Source organism: Bacillus sp. FJAT-27225 (genome assembly GCF_001685025.1).
Lineage (GTDB): Bacteria > Bacillota > Bacilli > Bacillales > Cytobacillaceae > Bacillus_D.
Window position 1 is genome coordinate 370,861 of sequence record NZ_MAYU01000023.1, and the last position, 17,152, is coordinate 388,012.

Annotated in this window: 16 protein-coding genes; 14 read left to right on the forward strand and 2 right to left on the reverse strand. The window is 43.2% G+C overall.

Translation table 11 applies throughout. From position 1 onward, the window contains the following. Positions 1-110 precede the first annotated feature (110 nt). From atoD to A8F94_RS20710, 14 genes are all read left to right on the forward strand, one after another. The gene (gene atoD / locus A8F94_RS20645) at positions 111-770 is read left to right on the forward strand and encodes an acetate CoA-transferase subunit alpha (protein ID WP_077247845.1); all 660 of its coding nucleotides are present in this window, start codon (positions 111-113) and stop codon (positions 768-770) included. Beyond that, a complete protein-coding gene (locus tag A8F94_RS20650) occupies positions 770-1,426 on the forward strand; it encodes a CoA transferase subunit B (protein ID WP_066204768.1) in 657 nt (218 codons plus the stop codon). Before atoD ends, A8F94_RS20650 begins: the two co-directional genes overlap by 1 nt. 71 nt (positions 1,427-1,497) lie before the next feature. Next, positions 1,498-2,682: an acetyl-CoA C-acetyltransferase gene (locus tag A8F94_RS20655; protein WP_066204771.1), complete on the forward strand. Its 1,185-nt coding sequence runs from the start codon at positions 1,498-1,500 to the stop codon at positions 2,680-2,682. Between the two features lie 308 nt (positions 2,683-2,990). After that, positions 2,991-4,424 carry a GntP family permease gene (locus A8F94_RS20660; RefSeq protein WP_066204773.1) on the forward strand — a complete coding sequence of 478 codons (1,434 nt, stop codon included), beginning with the start codon at positions 2,991-2,993 and terminating at the stop codon, positions 4,422-4,424. 87 nt (positions 4,425-4,511) lie between these two features. Further along, entirely contained in the window at positions 4,512-5,294 is a 783-nt protein-coding gene (locus A8F94_RS20665; protein ID WP_066204775.1) for a 3-hydroxybutyrate dehydrogenase, read from the forward strand. A 145-nt stretch (positions 5,295-5,439) separates the two neighbouring features. Next, positions 5,440-6,843, forward strand: a complete 1,404-nt coding sequence (locus A8F94_RS20670) for a sigma-54 interaction domain-containing protein (protein ID WP_077247846.1) — start codon at positions 5,440-5,442, stop codon at positions 6,841-6,843. A gap of 228 nt (positions 6,844-7,071) precedes the next feature. Beyond that, on the forward strand, positions 7,072-7,815 hold the full coding sequence (gene yunB / locus A8F94_RS20675) for a sporulation protein YunB (protein ID WP_066204777.1): 744 nt from the start codon (positions 7,072-7,074) through the stop codon (positions 7,813-7,815). Positions 7,816-8,003: 188 nt separating this feature from the next. Next, complete coding sequence (locus tag A8F94_RS20680) at positions 8,004-9,128, forward strand: NADH-dependent flavin oxidoreductase (RefSeq protein ID WP_066204779.1); 1,125 nt, start codon at positions 8,004-8,006, stop codon at positions 9,126-9,128. Between the two features lie 74 nt (positions 9,129-9,202). Further along, positions 9,203-9,679 (forward strand): DUF1259 domain-containing protein, encoded by a 477-nt coding sequence (locus tag A8F94_RS20685; protein WP_066204782.1) that lies wholly within the window; start codon positions 9,203-9,205, stop codon positions 9,677-9,679. Positions 9,680-9,817: 138 nt separating this feature from the next. After that, positions 9,818-10,795 carry a ring-cleaving dioxygenase gene (locus tag A8F94_RS20690; RefSeq protein WP_066204788.1) on the forward strand — a complete coding sequence of 326 codons (978 nt, stop codon included), beginning with the start codon at positions 9,818-9,820 and terminating at the stop codon, positions 10,793-10,795. A gap of 177 nt (positions 10,796-10,972) precedes the next feature. Then, entirely contained in the window at positions 10,973-11,659 is a 687-nt protein-coding gene (locus A8F94_RS20695) for a response regulator transcription factor (RefSeq protein ID WP_066204793.1), read from the forward strand. Further along, positions 11,652-12,800, forward strand: a complete 1,149-nt coding sequence (locus A8F94_RS20700) for a sensor histidine kinase (RefSeq protein ID WP_066204796.1) — start codon at positions 11,652-11,654, stop codon at positions 12,798-12,800. The genes A8F94_RS20695 and A8F94_RS20700 overlap by 8 nt, the downstream gene beginning before the upstream one ends. A gap of 103 nt (positions 12,801-12,903) precedes the next feature. Further along, on the forward strand, positions 12,904-13,815 hold the full coding sequence (locus A8F94_RS20705) for a D-alanyl-D-alanine carboxypeptidase family protein (protein ID WP_066204800.1): 912 nt from the start codon (positions 12,904-12,906) through the stop codon (positions 13,813-13,815). A gap of 128 nt (positions 13,816-13,943) precedes the next feature. Continuing rightward, the gene (locus A8F94_RS20710) at positions 13,944-14,915 is read left to right on the forward strand and encodes a proline dehydrogenase family protein (RefSeq protein WP_066204803.1); all 972 of its coding nucleotides are present in this window, start codon (positions 13,944-13,946) and stop codon (positions 14,913-14,915) included. A 21-nt stretch (positions 14,916-14,936) separates the two neighbouring features. Here the strand turns inward: A8F94_RS20710 and A8F94_RS20715 are convergent, their stop codons facing one another. Next, positions 14,937-16,049, reverse strand: a complete 1,113-nt coding sequence (locus tag A8F94_RS20715; RefSeq protein ID WP_066204805.1) for a GerAB/ArcD/ProY family transporter — start codon at positions 16,047-16,049, stop codon at positions 14,937-14,939. A gap of 16 nt (positions 16,050-16,065) precedes the next feature. Then, the gene (locus tag A8F94_RS20720; protein ID WP_066204808.1) at positions 16,066-17,145 is read right to left on the reverse strand and encodes a Ger(x)C family spore germination protein; all 1,080 of its coding nucleotides are present in this window, start codon (positions 17,143-17,145) and stop codon (positions 16,066-16,068) included. Between the last annotated feature and the right edge of the window lie 7 nt (positions 17,146-17,152).

The window sequence follows — 17,152 nt, forward strand, 5'->3', positions numbered from 1 at the left end:
ATCAATTGTATATAAGGGGGTGATTTACAAAGAATTGGCACGCTTCTTGCATTATAAAAGGGTGTGAGCAAACATTAACCTCACTAAAATAATTCGGAGGTGCTTTTCTAGTGAGCAAAGTTATTACTAAGGAAGAAGCCGGACAGATTTTCCGCGATGGAATGACTGTTATGGCTGGGGGTTTTATGGGTGTAGGGACTCCGCAGGAACTAGTGGAAGCCATGATAGAAAAAGATGTTAAAGATCTTACGCTGATTGCAAATGATACCGCTTTCGTCGAGACTGGAGTTGGACCGCTAATTTCCCAACACCGTGTAAAAAAGGTGATTGCTTCCCATATTGGTACAAACCCTGAAACCGGAAGGCAAATGATTGCCGGTGAAATGGAAGTCGAGCTTATTCCACAGGGAACGCTTGCCGAGCGAGTACGCGCAGGCGGTTCCGGCCTTGGAGGGGTACTTACTCCTACTGGTGTTGGTACAGTCGTAGAGGAAGGAAAAGAAAAAATCACAGTTGATGGCCGCGAATATTTGCTTGAGAAACCGCTTCGCGCAGATGTAGCGATCCTGAGGGCGCATAAGGCTGACAAGGCAGGAAACCTGGTCTATAAACGTTCTGCCCGTAACTTCAATCCGCTAATGGCATTGGCTGCAGACACGGTAATCGTCCAAGTGGACAAAATTCTTGAGGTGGGGGAAATTGATCCTGATGAAGTTATGACCCCTGGAATCCTTGTTGATAAAATTGTGGTAGCAGGAGGTAAAAAATAATGTCAACATCTCAACAAACAAGTTCAAAGCAAATAATTGCCGCCCGTGTAGCAAAGGAAATGCAAAATGGCGACGTTGTAAACCTTGGAATCGGCCTTCCGACAATGGTCCCAAACTATTTGCCTGAGGATGTCAATGTTATCCTGCAGTCTGAAAATGGCTATGTCGGCCTTGGCCCGCTTGAGGGTGACATCGATCCGGATCTAGTTAATGCAGGAGGACAGCCTTCCGGAATCCTCCCTGGAGGAGCATTCTTCGATAGCCTCTTTTCATTTGAACTAATCCGTGGCGGACACGTTGATGTTACAGTCCTTGGCGGCCTGGAAGTAGATGAGAATGGAAATCTTGCAAACTGGATGGTCCCAGGAAAAATGGTGCCTGGAATGGGCGGTGCTATGGACCTTGTTACAGGAGCGAAGAAAGTCATTGTTGCAATGGAGCATGTCGCGAAAAATGGCAATCCTAAAATCCTGAAAGAATGCAGACTGCCTCTTACCGGCAAAGGCGTTGTCGATCTGATTGTTACAGAGCTTGCTGTTTTCAGAGTAACTGATTCCGGCCTTATTCTTGAGGAGCTGCAAGAAGGAGCAACGCTTGAGATGGTTGAGGAAAAAACCGAGGCTTCATTTATGGTCAGCCCGGACCTCAAAAAATAAATAGTATCTAAAAGCCCCGGCATTGCCGGGGCTGCCAGATAAGCTGATATAAAGTTTAGGGGGATTCTAGAATGAGAGATGTAGTGATTGTAAGTGCAGTTAGAACAGCGATTGGCAATTTTATGGGCGGGCTTAGTAATACTCCTGCAACGGAGCTTGGCGCAGTCGTTATCAAGGAAGCTCTTAACCGTGCCGGCATTCCTGGCGACCAGGTTGATGAAGTGATTATGGGCAACGTTCTCCAGGCAGGTATCGGACAAGGCCCTGCCCGCCAGGCTGCGTTAAAAGCTGGCCTTCCGATTGAAGTTTCTTCAATGGCCATCAATAAGTTGTGCGGATCGGGATTAAAGGCTGTCCATCTTGCTGCCCAGGCTATCCAGACTGGAGCTGCAGAAATCGTCGTGGCAGGCGGCATGGAGAACATGAGCATGGCTCCATACCTTCTTCCTAAAGGCCGTACCGGCTATAGGATGGGTGACGGCAAAGTGGTAGACAGCATGATTGCTGACGGCTTACAGTGTGCAATGAACAATTACCATATGGGAATGACTGCAGAAAATCTTGCTGAAAAATACGGCCTGACAAGAGAAGAGCAGGACGAGTTTGCAGCATGGAGCCAGCAAAAAGCTGAGGCCGCAATTCAAGAAGGCAGATTCAAGGATGAAATCGTTGCTGTCGAAATTCCGCAACGCAAGGGTGAACCACTCCGCTTTGAAACAGATGAATTCCCGCGTGCAGGCGTAACAGCGGAGGGGCTTGCCAAGCTTAAGCCTGCGTTTAAAAAGGATGGGACAGTTACAGCTGCCAATGCTTCCGGAATCAACGATGGAGCTGCCGCGCTTGTCCTAATGAGCAGGGAGAAGGCTGAAGAGCTCGGGATTTCGCAAATGGCGGTCATCAGAGGCAATGGGACGGCAGGGGTAGATCCCGCTATCATGGGTATTGGTCCTGTTCCTGCAACGAAGAAAGCTCTTCAGTTTGCTGGCCTGAGCATGGAGGATATTGACCTGATTGAAGCGAACGAAGCATTTGCCGCCCAAGCGCTTAGTGTTGGCTGCGAGCTTGAGTTTTCAAAAGAGAAGCTGAATGTGAATGGGGGAGCAATCGCGCTCGGCCATCCAATTGGCGCAAGCGGTGCACGCGTCCTTGTTACCTTACTGCATGAAATGAAGCGCAGGGGCTCCCGTTATGGACTTGCAACCCTATGCATAGGCGGAGGCCAAGGCATAGCAACAGTCGTTGAAATGGAAGGGTAAGTCTTTTTTCTCATAATAATCTATCGTTAATAAGAAAAAGGAAAATATAGAAAAATCAAAAAAATTCCGGTATTCCGGACTGAAAGCGCTTCCGGTTTTCCGGAATGCCGGAATTCTATCTCTTAATGACAGTTTGAGTTTCCACTAGTTTACTAGAAGATAAACAGGACAGCCTGTTAATTAAATCGGATCAGCGCATGGTTTTGGTTTTTTGGCACGGAAATTGCATCATAATAGATTGCTAGCTAATCTTGGAAACGCTTACCAAGGGAAGGGATTGGCTAGCATAAACTTTAAGGGGGATTTACATGGATTTAATTATTATTTTATTTTCGTTAAGCCTTTTGATGTTCATGGCTTACAGGGGCTTCTCAGTCATCCTGTTCGCACCAATCGCTGCCCTGTTGGCTGTCGTGCTTATCGAACCAGCCAATGTGCTTCCATTCTTCTCCGGTGTCTTCATGGAAAAGATGGTAGGCTTTATTAAAAACTATTTTGCCGTCTTCTTGCTGGGGGCAATTTTCGGTAAAGTAGTTGAAATGTCCGGCATCGCTGAATCAATTGCAAAGACAATCGTTAGCTGGCTCGGAGCAAAACGCGCAATTTTAACTATCGTAATACTTGGTGCAATCTTGACTTACAGCGGTGTCAGCCTATTTGTAGCTGTATTTGCCATTTATCCTTTTGCTGCTCAAATTTTCAAGCAGGCTGATATTCCGAAACGCTTAATTCCCGGTACTATCGCACTCGGTGCATTTACATTTACAATGGATGCATTTCCGGGTACACCGCAAATTCAGAACGTTATTCCAACGACTTTCTTCCATACTGACATTTATGCAGCACCAACCCTTGGTATTATTGGCGGGCTCGTTGTCCTTGCTGCCGGCCTATTCTATCTTGAATGGAGAAGAAAGACAGCCCAGGCTGCGGGTGAAGGTTATTACGGTTTTGGAAAAGAAAATGCTGCTGCAGCAGAAGCAGCCAAAGCCGACCAAGAGCCGGCTGCTGAGATGAATCTTGAGCAATCCCGCTCAAGGCAAATCCTGGCATTCGTTCCACTTATCCTTGTTGGTGTAGCAAACAAATTTTTCATTACGTATATTCCGAAATGGTATCCAAACGGTTTTGATTTCTCGGCAATTGGCCTTGATGCATATAAGGTTGATGTCGCGTCTACTATGTCCATCTGGTCCATCATGATGGCACTTAGCATCGGTATCATTGCCAGCCTTGCTTATAACTTCAAAAAGGTTAAGTTTGGCTTTAAGGAAGGCTTGAATGCTGCAATCGCAGGTTCATTGCTTGCTGTAATGAACACTGGTGCCGAATATGGTTTCGGCGGCGTTATTTCGATTCTTCCTGGCTTCCACCAAATCAGTGATGCAATTGGATCTACTTTTACTAACCCGCTTGTAAATGGTGCAGTAACTACTACTGTTCTTGCTGGTGTGACAGGTTCTGCATCCGGCGGTATGAGTATCGCCCTAGGTGCAATGGCTGATACCTACAATGCTGCAATCGCGGCTGCGAACATCAGTCCTGAAGTCATGCACAGGGTTGTTTCAATGGCATCCGGCGGTATGGATACACTTCCGCATAACGGCGCCGTTATCACGCTATTAGCTGTTACTGGCCTGACTCACAAGCAGTCATATAAAGACATTTTTGCAATCACTGTTATCAAGACTTTAGCTGTTTTCGTTGTTATCACACTTTACACATTGACTGGACTTGTTTAATCCATAAACTCCGGTGGGGAGATTTCTCCCCACTGTGGTTTTTTCAGAAATAGGCACTGTGCCAAATAATTCAAGGGAGGCTTTACTATGAAACAATTGGAAGGAAAAGTAGCATTTGTAACAGGTTCTGCAAGCGGAATTGGTCTAGAAATAGCCAAAACATTCGCCCATGAAGGCGCAAAAGTTGTCATTTCCGACTTGAACAAAGAAAAGAGTGACCAGGTTGCCGAGCAATTAAGGGCAGAAGGCTTTGAAGCCCTTTCAGCTCCTGCGGATGTAACCAACGAGGAAGCATATAAAACTGCAATCGAAACTGCAGTGGATCATTTTGGAAGAATTGACGTGCTTGTAAACAATGCAGGTCTTCAATATGTAGCTCCTATCGAAGAGTTTCCAACAGAAAAATTTGAGTTTCTAGTTAAAGTTATGCTGACAGCACCTTTCATTGGAATCAAAGCTGTATTCCCGACTATGAAGAAACAGGGATTCGGGCGCGTCATTAATATGGCATCCATTAACGGGGTCATCGGATTCGCAGGAAAGGCTGCGTACAACAGCGCAAAGCATGGTGTAATCGGCCTTACAAAGGTTGCAGCACTTGAAGGAGCTGCGAACGGTATTACTGTTAACGCCCTATGCCCTGGTTATGTTGACACTCCGCTTGTACGTGGCCAGCTTAACGATCTTGCAAAAACAAGGAATGTACCTTTAGAAAGTGTTCTTGAAGAAGTTATTTATCCGCTTGTACCACAAAAGAGGCTTCTTGATGTATCTGAAATTGCTGACTATGCCGTTTTCCTTGCAAGTGACAAAGGCCGCGGCATTACCGGCCAGGCTGTTATCCTTGACGGCGGTTACACAGCTCAATAGTAAGGATGTATTCAACGGGAAAAATCCTGTCCGAGAAACGGACGGGGTTTTTCTTTTTTTGTTAAAGAAGCAATTCTAGCCACAAAGACCAGTTAACTTGTTATAATTAGGAACATAGAAATGGCTCGAAATAGGGGGGTATTTGGTGGGGATACGGATAGATAATATTCCTGCGGATTGGCTCGAGGAAATAATTAACCTGTCAGCAGAAAGAATCGTGGTTACGGATCGGGATGGGATAATTATTTTTATAAATGATGCCTATTGTGAGTTTCTTGGTACCACTGTTGAAAAGGCAATTGGGCGGCCTGTTACAGAGATAATTGAAAATACGAGGATGCACATTGTTTCGGCTACCGGACAAGCCGAAATTGCGGTGGTACAGAAAATCAAGGGGTCCGAAATGGTTGCCAATCGGTTTCCATTAATTGTTGACGGGGAATTGGTCGGGGCTGTTGGAACTGTCATGTTCCGAAATCCCGAGGAATTGCACTCCTACAAAACAAAGATACAGGAGCTTGTAGATGAATTGCAATACTATAAAAAACGGGCAGAAAAGGAATTGACAAGTAAGTATGCCTTTGATGACCTGATTGGGACAAGCCCTGCATTTATGGAAGTGAAAAATCTTGCATGGAGGATATCTGCCAGCAATTCCGCAGTCCTTTTGCTTGGTGAATCAGGGACAGGGAAGGAATTGTTTGCCCATTCGATTCATGAAAATAGTATGCGTTCAGCTTTTTCATTTGTTCCAATTAACTGTGCCAGCATTCCTGAACATTTGCTGGAATCGGAGTTATTCGGTTATGCAGACGGGGCATTTACAGGCGCAAAAAAAGGCGGCAAGAAAGGCCTATTCCAGCTTGCCAACAAGGGAACTATTTTTCTCGATGAAATAGGCGATATGCCTCTTGCCATGCAGAGTAAACTGTTGCGTGTACTTCAAGAACAGGAGATCCAGCCAGTCGGCGGGCAAAAGACCATTCCCGTTGATGTCCGAATCATTACAGCTACTCACCGAGATTTGGAAAAAATGGTCGAGGAAGGCAAATTCCGAAAGGATCTCTATTACCGCTTGAATGTTATCAAAATTGAAATTCCGCCTTTACGGAAACGGACGGGAGACATTAAGCTGGTTGCGGAGGCCCTTGTTAGAAAGCTCGAAAAGCAATTCCATCGGAAGGGGATCCAGATTTCAGAAGAAGTCATTCAAACACTCGATCAGCATACATGGCCTGGCAATATCCGCGAGCTGGAAAATGTCCTTGAACGCTGTATCAATGTTCTTGATGGGAATGTGATTGAACGATTCCATTTGCCCCTCTATTTACGGGATCAGGAAGTGGTTAAACCTAATTTGATTCCTGTTTCGGCTGAGCCGGCACCCGGTCCTGTCAAACCCTTGAAGGAAGCGGTTGCAGAGGCGGAGAAGCAGGCAATCATATCGGCTCTGGCTGCAACTGGAGGGAACCGCATTGAGGCAGCAAAGCTTCTCCATATCGGCAAGACAAGATTTTACGAAAAATGCAAGCAATATTCCATTAATTAATGCCAGGGTCTGTGTTTAGAGGCCCTGGCATTTTTATGCCGATTTGATAGACAAAGATGTGTATTGAGTATCCGCCATCTTGCCATTCACCGTTTTTAAAGGAATCGATATGGCGTTATTCCTGTCAGCATTCATGGGACAACCCGGCAAATCAGTTGTTATTCGTCTATAGGAAGCCTGTTCCGCATATACAAGTAGTAGGCCATATTTTGCGGGGAGGTATCCCATTTGAGGAGAATAAGGAGACGGGGCCCGCTGCCCTTGCGGTATGTTCTTCTGCTAACCTTTATAACGTTTATTATCGTAACGTATCAAAGCTTGAACTTGATCAATAAACATATAGAGCCAAGCCTTGTTAAAATTGCCGAGACAAAAGCGAGGGAAATTGCATCCCAGGCGGTTAACAATGCGATTTCGCAAAATGTATCGGAGAACATCGAGATTGACCAGCTCGTTATTGTCCACAATAATGCGAATGAAATTGGCTACAGTTTTAACCCAAGAGTATACAACCATGTCATTTCTGAAGCGACAACCCGGGTCCAAAACTACTTAAATCTACTTGAGTCGGGAAATATCGACGAGCTTGAAGCAGCATTTCAGGAAACCGATATTTCGGACTCATCGGGGAAAAAAGGAATTATATATGAAATCCCGCTCGGAATGGCGACTAACAATACACTCTTTTCCAACTTGGGGCCAAAAGTGCCAGTCCGGTTCGAAATCCTTGGGGATGTGACAGCAAATATTGAAACGAAGTATTCCGAGATAGGCATTAACAATACCTTTCTGGAGTTATATGTGAAAACAGAGGTGCAAATGAGTGTCATCATTCCGCTTATACAAAGAGAGATAAAGGTGACCAACTCTGTTAAAATTGGTGATTTATTCTTGCAAGGAAAGGTTCCGCAGTATTATAACGGCAGCGGCAAGGGAGGAAATGAGGTTAACCCGATTATTATTCCTGATTAGCAGTTGAAGCCACCATAATTGGATGGCTTTTTTTTATTTTGTCGTAATCATACCATGCCACCACCAAATTGTTTTATTTGAATAATTCTTTGGGGCCAGCTTATCCTAACTATGTTGTTTGCTTAGTACCTAAATGGGGAACTAGGTGACTTGAAATGATTTAGTAGAATAAAATGGAGGGTTGCTGTATGAGGAATGACTATGAGGCAATATTTAAGGACTTTACTTTTCAATCCGGAGCAAGGATTAAAAATAGAATTCTAATGGCACCGATGACGAACTATTCTTCCGACCAAGAAGGAATGGTAACCGATGAGGAACTTGCTTACTACCGGGTACGATCCGGGGGAGTTGGTGCAGTTATTACGGCCTGTGCCAATGTGACGAGTGATGGCAAAGGATTCAAGGATCAAATTGGTGCGTATACTGACAAACAAATACCTAGTCTTAAGCGATTGGCCGATACAATTAAAGGAGAAGGAGCAAAGGCGATATTGCAAATTTTTCATGCCGGCCGTATGTCGCCGCCTGAGTTGCTTGATGACGGCCAGCCTGTCAGTGCGAGTGCAGTAGCACCAGAACGGGAAGGTGCCAAAACTCCGCGTGAATTATCGGGAAGTGAAATTGAGACTATTATCGAAGCTTTCGGAGAAGCAACACGGAGGGCAATTGAGGCGGGATTTGATGGTGTAGAGATCCATGGAGCCAACACTTATTTAATTCAGCAATTTTTTTCACCACACTCGAATCGTCGTGAAGACAAGTGGGGCGGTTCACGTGAACAACGAATGGCTTTCCCATTAGCGGTTATTGAATCTGTTAAGGCGGCAGCCACAAAGCACGCCCGGGATTCATTTATTATAGGTTACCGTATTTCTCCAGAAGAAATTGAGGATCCTGGAATTACGATGGACGATACACTTGCCTTTGTGGATGTCTTATCAAAGCAGGGGCTTGATTATCTCCATGTTTCAGTTCAGGACTTCTATAAAGGATCGATTCGGGACAAAGCAGATAGCCGTTCCCGCATTGTAATGATTCAAGAGGCTGTAGGGGACAAGGTTCCGGTAATCGGAGTAGGGTCACTTCATACACCTGATGAAGTTATCAAAGCAATGAATACGGGTGTTCCGCTAATAGCTCTTGGCCGTGAATTGGTCGTTGAACCAAGATGGGTTCAAAAGGTTCGGGACGGGGAGGAATCTTCCATTGCAGTCAACCTTTCCAGGAACGACCAGGAGAAACTTGTAGTCCCGGACCCGTTATGGGAAGCGATTATCAATACTCCTGGGTGGTTTCCTGTTAGAGACTAACCATCCATAAAGCTCATTGCTGAAAGAATCATAAAGGGCGCGTACAAGGGAAAGCTATACATGGAGGTGCCCTTATGAAAAACATACTAGTTCTGATGGCAGTTCTTTTCGTTTTGATTTTTCCAAACCAGACCTCTCTTGCTGAGAAGCAAAACAAGGAATGCAAGACATTGGAACAAATTTTTAAAACGAAGGTTCAGTCAGAAAAAAATCTCTGCCGGGTTGAAATTGCTAGAAAGATTATAAAACCAGAGATTATGGGTGAAAAGTCTTCGCCAGAATCTATGGATCTTGGTTTTCATTTTGCTTTTGAACGAGTGGACGAAGCAACAATGGTAATAGGGGAAATGGCCCTGCTTCAAGAGGAAGTAAATCCCGTTATTGACCAGCTGAGGAAGGGCGGCTTGGAGATTACCGCCATCCATAATCACATGATGCATGAAAAGCCAAGGATTATGTACCTGCATGTTCAAGGCAAAGGTGATATGATCCGCCAGGCTAATATGCTAATTAATGCTATTGCGGCCACAAAAGAACAAAAACATCAATAGCAGCTGTGCACCGGAACCCGTACATGGTCCGGTGCACAGTATCTGTTGACAGGGTATAAAATCCATGGTATATTTATCTCGAATTAAAGATAACTTCAATCGAGATATAATCCATAATGATGTAAGGAGGCAAACTGCATGAATGGCCTAAAAGGTATGCACCATGTTACCGCAATAACGAGCAGTGCTGAAAAGAACTATGAATTTTTCACATATGTATTAGGGATGAGGCTTGTAAAGAAAACTGTTAACCAAGATGACATCCAAACATATCACTTGTTTTTTGCGGATGATGAGGGGAATGCGGGAACAGATATGACATTTTTTGATTTTCCAGGCATCCCGAAAGGTTCACATGGAACGAATGAAATTTATAAAACATCCTTCCGTGTCCCTAGTGACGACGCTCTTGAGTACTGGGTAAAACGGTTTGACCGGCTGGCTGTCAGCCATAAAGGCATTAAAGAACAATTCGGAAGAAAGACCTTATCGTTTGTGGATTTTGACGACCAACAGTACCAATTGATTTCGGATGAAAACGTAGCCGGTATCCCTCCTGGAATCCCATGGAAAAAGGGGCCAATCCCTTTGGAGTATGCAATTGTCGGACTGGGGCCAATCCATGTCCGAACTGCCCATTTCGATTATTTCAGACAGGTTCTTGAAAAGGTAATGGAGTATAAAGAGATTGCCCATGAAGGATCTTTATACTTGTTTGAAGTCGGGGAAGGCGGAAATGGTGCTGGTGTGATTGTCGAACCAAATACTGTACTTCCTCAAGGAATGCAGGGATATGGAACCGTTCATCATGCTGCCTTCCGGGTCGAGGACCGCTCCGATTTGGATTATTGGAGAAAGCGTATGGAAAGCTTTGGTTTCCAGACATCCGGTTTTGTAGATCGATACTTTTTTGGATCGCTCTATGTAAGGGTAGCTCCCGGCATCCTTTTTGAGTTCGCGACTGATGGCCCTGGCTTTATGGGGGATGAGCCATACGAGACATTGGGAGAAAAACTATCCTTGCCTCCTTTCCTCGAGCCAAAGCGTGAGCAGATTGAAAAAATGGTGCGCTCGATTAATACTGTAAGAAGCACAATTGAGTTTGAAAAAGAATAGAGAAGAACGCAGCCGTTGTCCATTATGGGCAGCGGCTTTTTTGTGTTATAGAAGATTACCCTTTACCACTTTGAGGGTGAGGAATTTTTTCTTCCATTAGAATTTAGCTGTAACTGGATGCCTTTTATTCTCGTTAATTCTATTGGAGAACAGTAAAAGCTTAAGGAGGTTACAGTTTTGCCTTTTGAAATCGCTATTGTTGATGACGATAAGAAAATTGTTGATTTGATAGGAATTTACCTTACAAATGAAGGGTTTAACGTACATAAAGCGTACGACGGCAATGAAGCACTTTCATTTGTAAAAAATGATTCGGTTGATCTGCTCATTCTTGATGTAATGATGCCTGGACGGGATGGGCTTGAGGTATGCAGGGAAATAAGGAAAAAATCGACTGTCCCGATTTTGATGCTGAGCGCCAAGGTAGAGGATATTGATAAAATCCATGGGCTGATGACGGGAGCAGATGATTACATGGTCAAGCCTTTTAATCCGCTAGAACTCACTGCCAGAGTAAAAGCATTGTTAAGAAGGGCCACTATCTTGAATCGGCAGCACATGAAAGCTGACAGTATTTTCATAGATTCATTGGAAATAAACAAAGCTACTCATACAGCCAAAATCGGTGAAATGCAAGTCAAATTGACCTCTCTGGAATTTGCAATACTTTACTTGCTCGCTTCAAATAGAGGAAGAGTTTTCAGCACCGAAGACATCTTTGAAAATGTGTGGCAGGAGGACGGGTTTGGTGCAGCCAAGACGGTCATGGTCCATATCAGTAATCTTCGGGAAAAACTATCCGAGGCTACAGGAAACCGTTCAATCATTCAAACTGTTTGGGGAGTTGGATATAAAATTGAATAGAACAAAGAGGATATTTTTCAGCCGAGTACCAAAATGGAAGCTTGCTCTTTTCGCAGCGGTAAGCTTTGCCGTTACTCCTTTGACATGGTATTTGATTACAAGAGTGTTCAGTGCGGTTGTCTTTTCGTCTGTTACACTATCCGGCTTAGCCGTGGAAATTGTAAGCCTTATTGGAAAATATAAATTCAGCCATCTAGTTGAAACGTATGGGCCGCCTTTTTACATACTTGGCTGGATGCTTACATTTGCAGCATATATGAGGGTATGTTTGAACTATGAAAAACGGAGGATATATAATCTCTGCCTAGAAAAGCTAACCCTCGATGCCGCACTCATTGCTCAAGGGGATTTTACCCATAAAGCAGCCAGTATGGGATTTCAGGATTTGGATAATCTTGCAGGAAGCATAAATGCGATTGTTGAAAAGCTAAAGCAGTTTCAGAAGGAAGAACAGATTGCTGAACAGGCGAAACGTGACTTAATCACAAATGTTTCTCATGATCTCCGGACACCACTGACCAGTATCATTGGTTATCTGTCTCTAATTGAACAGGATCGATATCATGATGAAGTTGAGATGAGGTATTATACGCGGACTGCATATGATAAGGCAATTGTGATGGAGAAATTGATTAAGGAATTATTTGAGTATACCAAAGTCCAGAACTCCGGTTTAATCCTATCAAAAGTGCCAATCAGCTTAGTGGAATTGCTTCGTCAAGTATCAGCATCCTTTAGGCCTCAATTAGAAAAAGCAGATAAAGACATTCACCTGGAATCCCGTGGTGAAGGGAGACTGGAAGTCCTTGCGGATGGGGATAAACTAGCAAGAGTGTTTGAGAATATCCTTTCTAATGCTATCAAGTATGGAGAAAAGGGCAGTACTGTAGAAATCCGTGTGTATCAAGAGGAAGATGCGATTGTTGAGGTTTCGAATATAGGAATAGCTATCCCTTCCGCCGATCTGCCTTTCATATTCGAACGATTTTATAGAGTAGATAAGTCCCGTTCTGACAGCCAGGAAAGCAGCGGGCTTGGCCTGGCTATTGCAAAAGCGATAATCGATCTGCATGACGGACAAATTGTTGCCTCAAGTTCGGATGGACAAACAGTTTTCACAATCAGACTTCCTACTGGTTAAAGAAGGGATATGATTTCTTTAGACATTCTTTAGAGTTTCTTTCCAACTGCTTAAACACTCTCGGTTACGATGGATGCAAACAGAATATCCGGGAGGAAGACGTATGGGTAAGATTTTAAAAATAGTTGGTGCGGCAGGATTAGTTTTTTTCGGGTTAATAAACCTTTCATCTCCTTACATACATCCGCCAGAAATCGAAGCGAGAGCCGCAATCGTAATGGATGCTGAGTCAAACGAAGTCCTTTTTGCCAAGAATGAGGAGGAACCTTTTGCTGCGGCAAGCATGACTAAAATGATGACCGAGTATTTGGTGCTTGAAGCAATTCAAAAGGGATATTTGAGCTGGGAGGACCGCGTGCAAATTTCCGGAAATGCAGTTTCAAGTGAAGGAGTTTTTATCCCTGTTAAGCTTGGTGATGAACTGACTGTAAGGGATCTGTTCATCGCAATGGCTGTTGCCTCTGCAAACAATGCTGCTGTCGCACTTGCTGAAAGGCTTTCTGGGTCAGAAAAGTCATTTGTTAGTCTTATGAATAGTAAGGCGGAGGAGTTCGGTTTATCAAATGAAACAGTTTTCGTGAATGCAACAGGGCTCCAGGACCAGGCAACAGGTGAGGAATCGAGGATGGCAGCATCAGATGTGGCCAGGCTGGCAGTCAGGCTCATTGATGACTTTTCTGAAATTCTTGTTGTTTCTAGCCTTAGTGAATATGTTCTGGCTTATGATGGTTCTACGATTTATACAACGAATGAAATGCTTGATGGGCATCCTTCTGGACTCGCCTTCAAAGGAGTAGATGGATTAAAAACAGGGTATACAACAAAAGCTGGGTACTGCTTTGCCGGTACCGCAAAGCAGGGAGAGCGCAGGTTAATTAGTGTGGTTATGGGGACAAATGAAAAGCAATCACGGTTTATTGAAACAAAAAAGCTTTTTGCCTATGGTTTCAAGGATCCTAACATTCCTTCTCTAAAATACCATGCCTCTGAGGTTTTCACTCGGTTCATGCCTTAACTTCTTAAAATAAGCCATGTTTTTGCACCTTACTAATGCTATAGTAAAAAAATAACTCAAGTGTTAAATTAATAGTTTTATAGGTTGGCGTGATATAATAAAGAAAAAAACAACAAGGAGCAAATGGGATGTTAAGAGATTTTTTCATAGGCTTATCCAAAAATCAACTTTTAAATACCGCTGCTAAAAACTACGGTTTAAAGCTGGGCGCACAAAGTGTTGTAGCCGGCACAACTGTTGAAGAGACAATTGAAAGCATAAAAGAGTTGAACAGGTATGGTATCTCGGCGACTGTTGACAATTTAGGGGAGTTTGTCTATAAGGAATCTGAGGCAATTGAAGCAAAGGATCAAATCCTTAAGGTTCTTGAAGCAATCATTGAACATAAATTGGACGCTCATCTTTCAATTAAGCCGACCCAGGTTGGATTGGATATTGATTTTGACTTCTGTCTATCAAACGTAAGGGAAGTCGTTGCGAAAGCAGCGGAACATAATATTTTCGTTAATATTGATATGGAAGATTCAACTCACCTGGAAAAGACGTTCCTATTGGTTGACCGACTTTATGAGGATTATGACAATGTGGGAACGGTCATTCAGGCATATTACCATAATGCTCTTGAACAAGTAGAAAACTATCGAAACATGCGGATCCGCCTTGTTAAAGGAGCTTATAAAGAGCCTGCTGACATTGCCTATCAGGATAAAAAGGACATAGATGCAAACTATCGGAAGATTATTGAATGGCATTTGCTGAATGGCAAATTCACTTCGATTGCAACACATGACCATAACATCATCAACCATGTAAAACTGTTTGTAAAGGAGCATAATATCCCGAACAGCCAGTTTGATTTCCAAATGCTTTATGGCTTCCGAAAAGAACTTCAGTACGAACTCGCCAAGGAAGGCTACAACTTCTGCACGTATGTTCCTTTCGGGAAAGACTGGTATGGCTATTTCATGCGCCGCCTTGCAGAAAGGCCGCAGAATCTCAACCTAGTCGCAAAACAAGTGTTCAACAAGAAGACAAACACCATGATTGGCCTTGCTGCCGGGGCATTCCTGCTCGGCAGGCTCACAAAGAAAAAGAAATAGATTCAAGAAGCCGGGCATCCTTTAGGAGCAGCCCGGCTGTTCTTTTTTCTTATCCAATTTCCTTTTTATAATGCTTACTACAAAAAGGAAAGGGATATAGCCATAAAGGAAGGCAATTCCTGAGTAAACGGTAATTCTTGATAATTTTCTCCCATAGTCGACATCTTCCAGGGCAATGTTCAGAAAGAAAAAGGCAATCAAAATTCCTATAAGAGCGCGGCTTGCTTTAATGTGAAAAGTTCCTTTAAGTATCCGAGTGCACGACCATAGGGAAATGGAAACAGATGATGTGATAACGATGAAGAAGATGAAGATAAAAAGAAATTCGTAGCTTTCCAATATAGAAAAGCGAATCAATTTGATCATAGTGAGTGTCGGCCAAAGTGTATGGACAAGCTTTCCTTGTGTATAGTATAGAAATGTACCGATAGTAAGGCTCAAGTACAGCAAGGTTGTAAACAACAGGCCGAAATGTCCCCACTTTTTTGATTTCCCCTGATTCTTTATAAAAGGGAAATAGACAAGGATATTTTCAAACCCTTGAAAAAGATAGATGCTTTCCCTCCCGGAAACAACATAATCTTTTATCCCATGTGAAAAAAAAGGCATTAAATTCCGAATCTCCAGATAAGGAATGAGTAGGGTGAAAGGGAGAATAAGGAATATAGGGATGGTAAATCCCCAAAAGGCTATTCCTGAAACCACCCTGAAGCCTCCCGTAACAACAAAATAAAAGACGATACAAATACCAAAAGTCAATTCCCAAAGGGGAACCAAATCAAACGCCCAAGTCTGTGTAATATCGATATATGCATAGGTCATACTGAAGCCGATTAAGCCAAAGTAAACAACAAGGATGATATTTAGGGCGGCTCCGATGTATTTACCGAATAACTCTTTATGCAAGCCGATTATATCCCCAGTTGATGAACTTTTTAAAATAACCAAAACCATCATAAATAATATATTCAACGTTAAGCCGACAACGAGCACGGAAACCCAGGCATCGTGGCCTGCTCCTTTAGCTATCCTAGTCTGAAAATTTAAAATGCCTATCCCGATTTGCGAAGCGGGAAATAGAAAAAACAAAAAAAACGGGGAAAGTTTATTTTTCTCTTGAACTGTCGGATTCATTGTTGATGCCCCATTCTTATCTTAGGATACCAGCCTGTATAATAGTTACCTTGATATCAGGCTCGACCTTCAGTTGTTTGTAATCATTCTTATAGAAATCCTTTTCATTCCAAGTTCTGTCATATGACCGGACCAAGTCACCAAGACCAAGTGGATCGACATTGTTTTCCTTGAACAATTGGATGAGTTCATATATATCGTTGCTTACCCTTTCTTTAATTGCAGTCTTTACCGTTTCAACATCGTTTTTTCGGTTCAGCTGGATCCAACCTGGATATTCGCGGATTTTTACATGTAAATCAAGATTTACCTTGATTTTATGCTTGGAAATAACGTTCCACGTTGGTTTATTCTTTAGTTCGCGTACAGCTATCTTGCCTTTTTTTTCATCTTTCTTGATAGGAATTTGGAACAAGACCTGATGCTTAAAGGGATCAAGAAGAGAGAAAATCACGTATTGTTTTTCAGTTAATTGAAGCTTGTACTGGTCATCTTTAAAAATGGCCAGCCCCTCAATAAGGACACTTTTTTCTGTACCGTGGGCAAGCACAGGCATATAAGGATCCCTGCCTGCGCCAAAATAATTGTTTAAAAAAATATGAAGGTCGGTCTGTGGCATCGACATTGAAGTATAGTTTTGGGTAATCGTGTCTTCAATTGCCAAGGTCCCGTTTTCTTTTACCTTTTTTAGAAACTCCTGGGCATTAGGTTTTACGACAGCTGTCTGGACATTGGTGCCAATCGTAGGATTGTTGAAAACAGTTCGAATGATATGGCCGACCCCTTTCTTGGCAAACTCTTCACCAAACACTATGACCATTGTTTTTGAGAGCTCAATGGGAAATTGAGCTTGTTGGTTCGTATGGGCAAGAAGTTCGCTTGATGTAGTTCCTTTGACATTCCTGATTTGGATATCCTGTTTGTTTTTCCCTTTTGTATAATCAGGATACAGTGCGGTCGCACCCATTTTCCCATCTTTTTTTGCATCATAGCCAAGGGTATGGATGATACTCAGTCTGTCAATAACCTTCGTTCGTTCGCAACCGGGTATCACGGCAAGCAGAATAATAATCAAACATAACAAAGGACGATTCAACTTATTT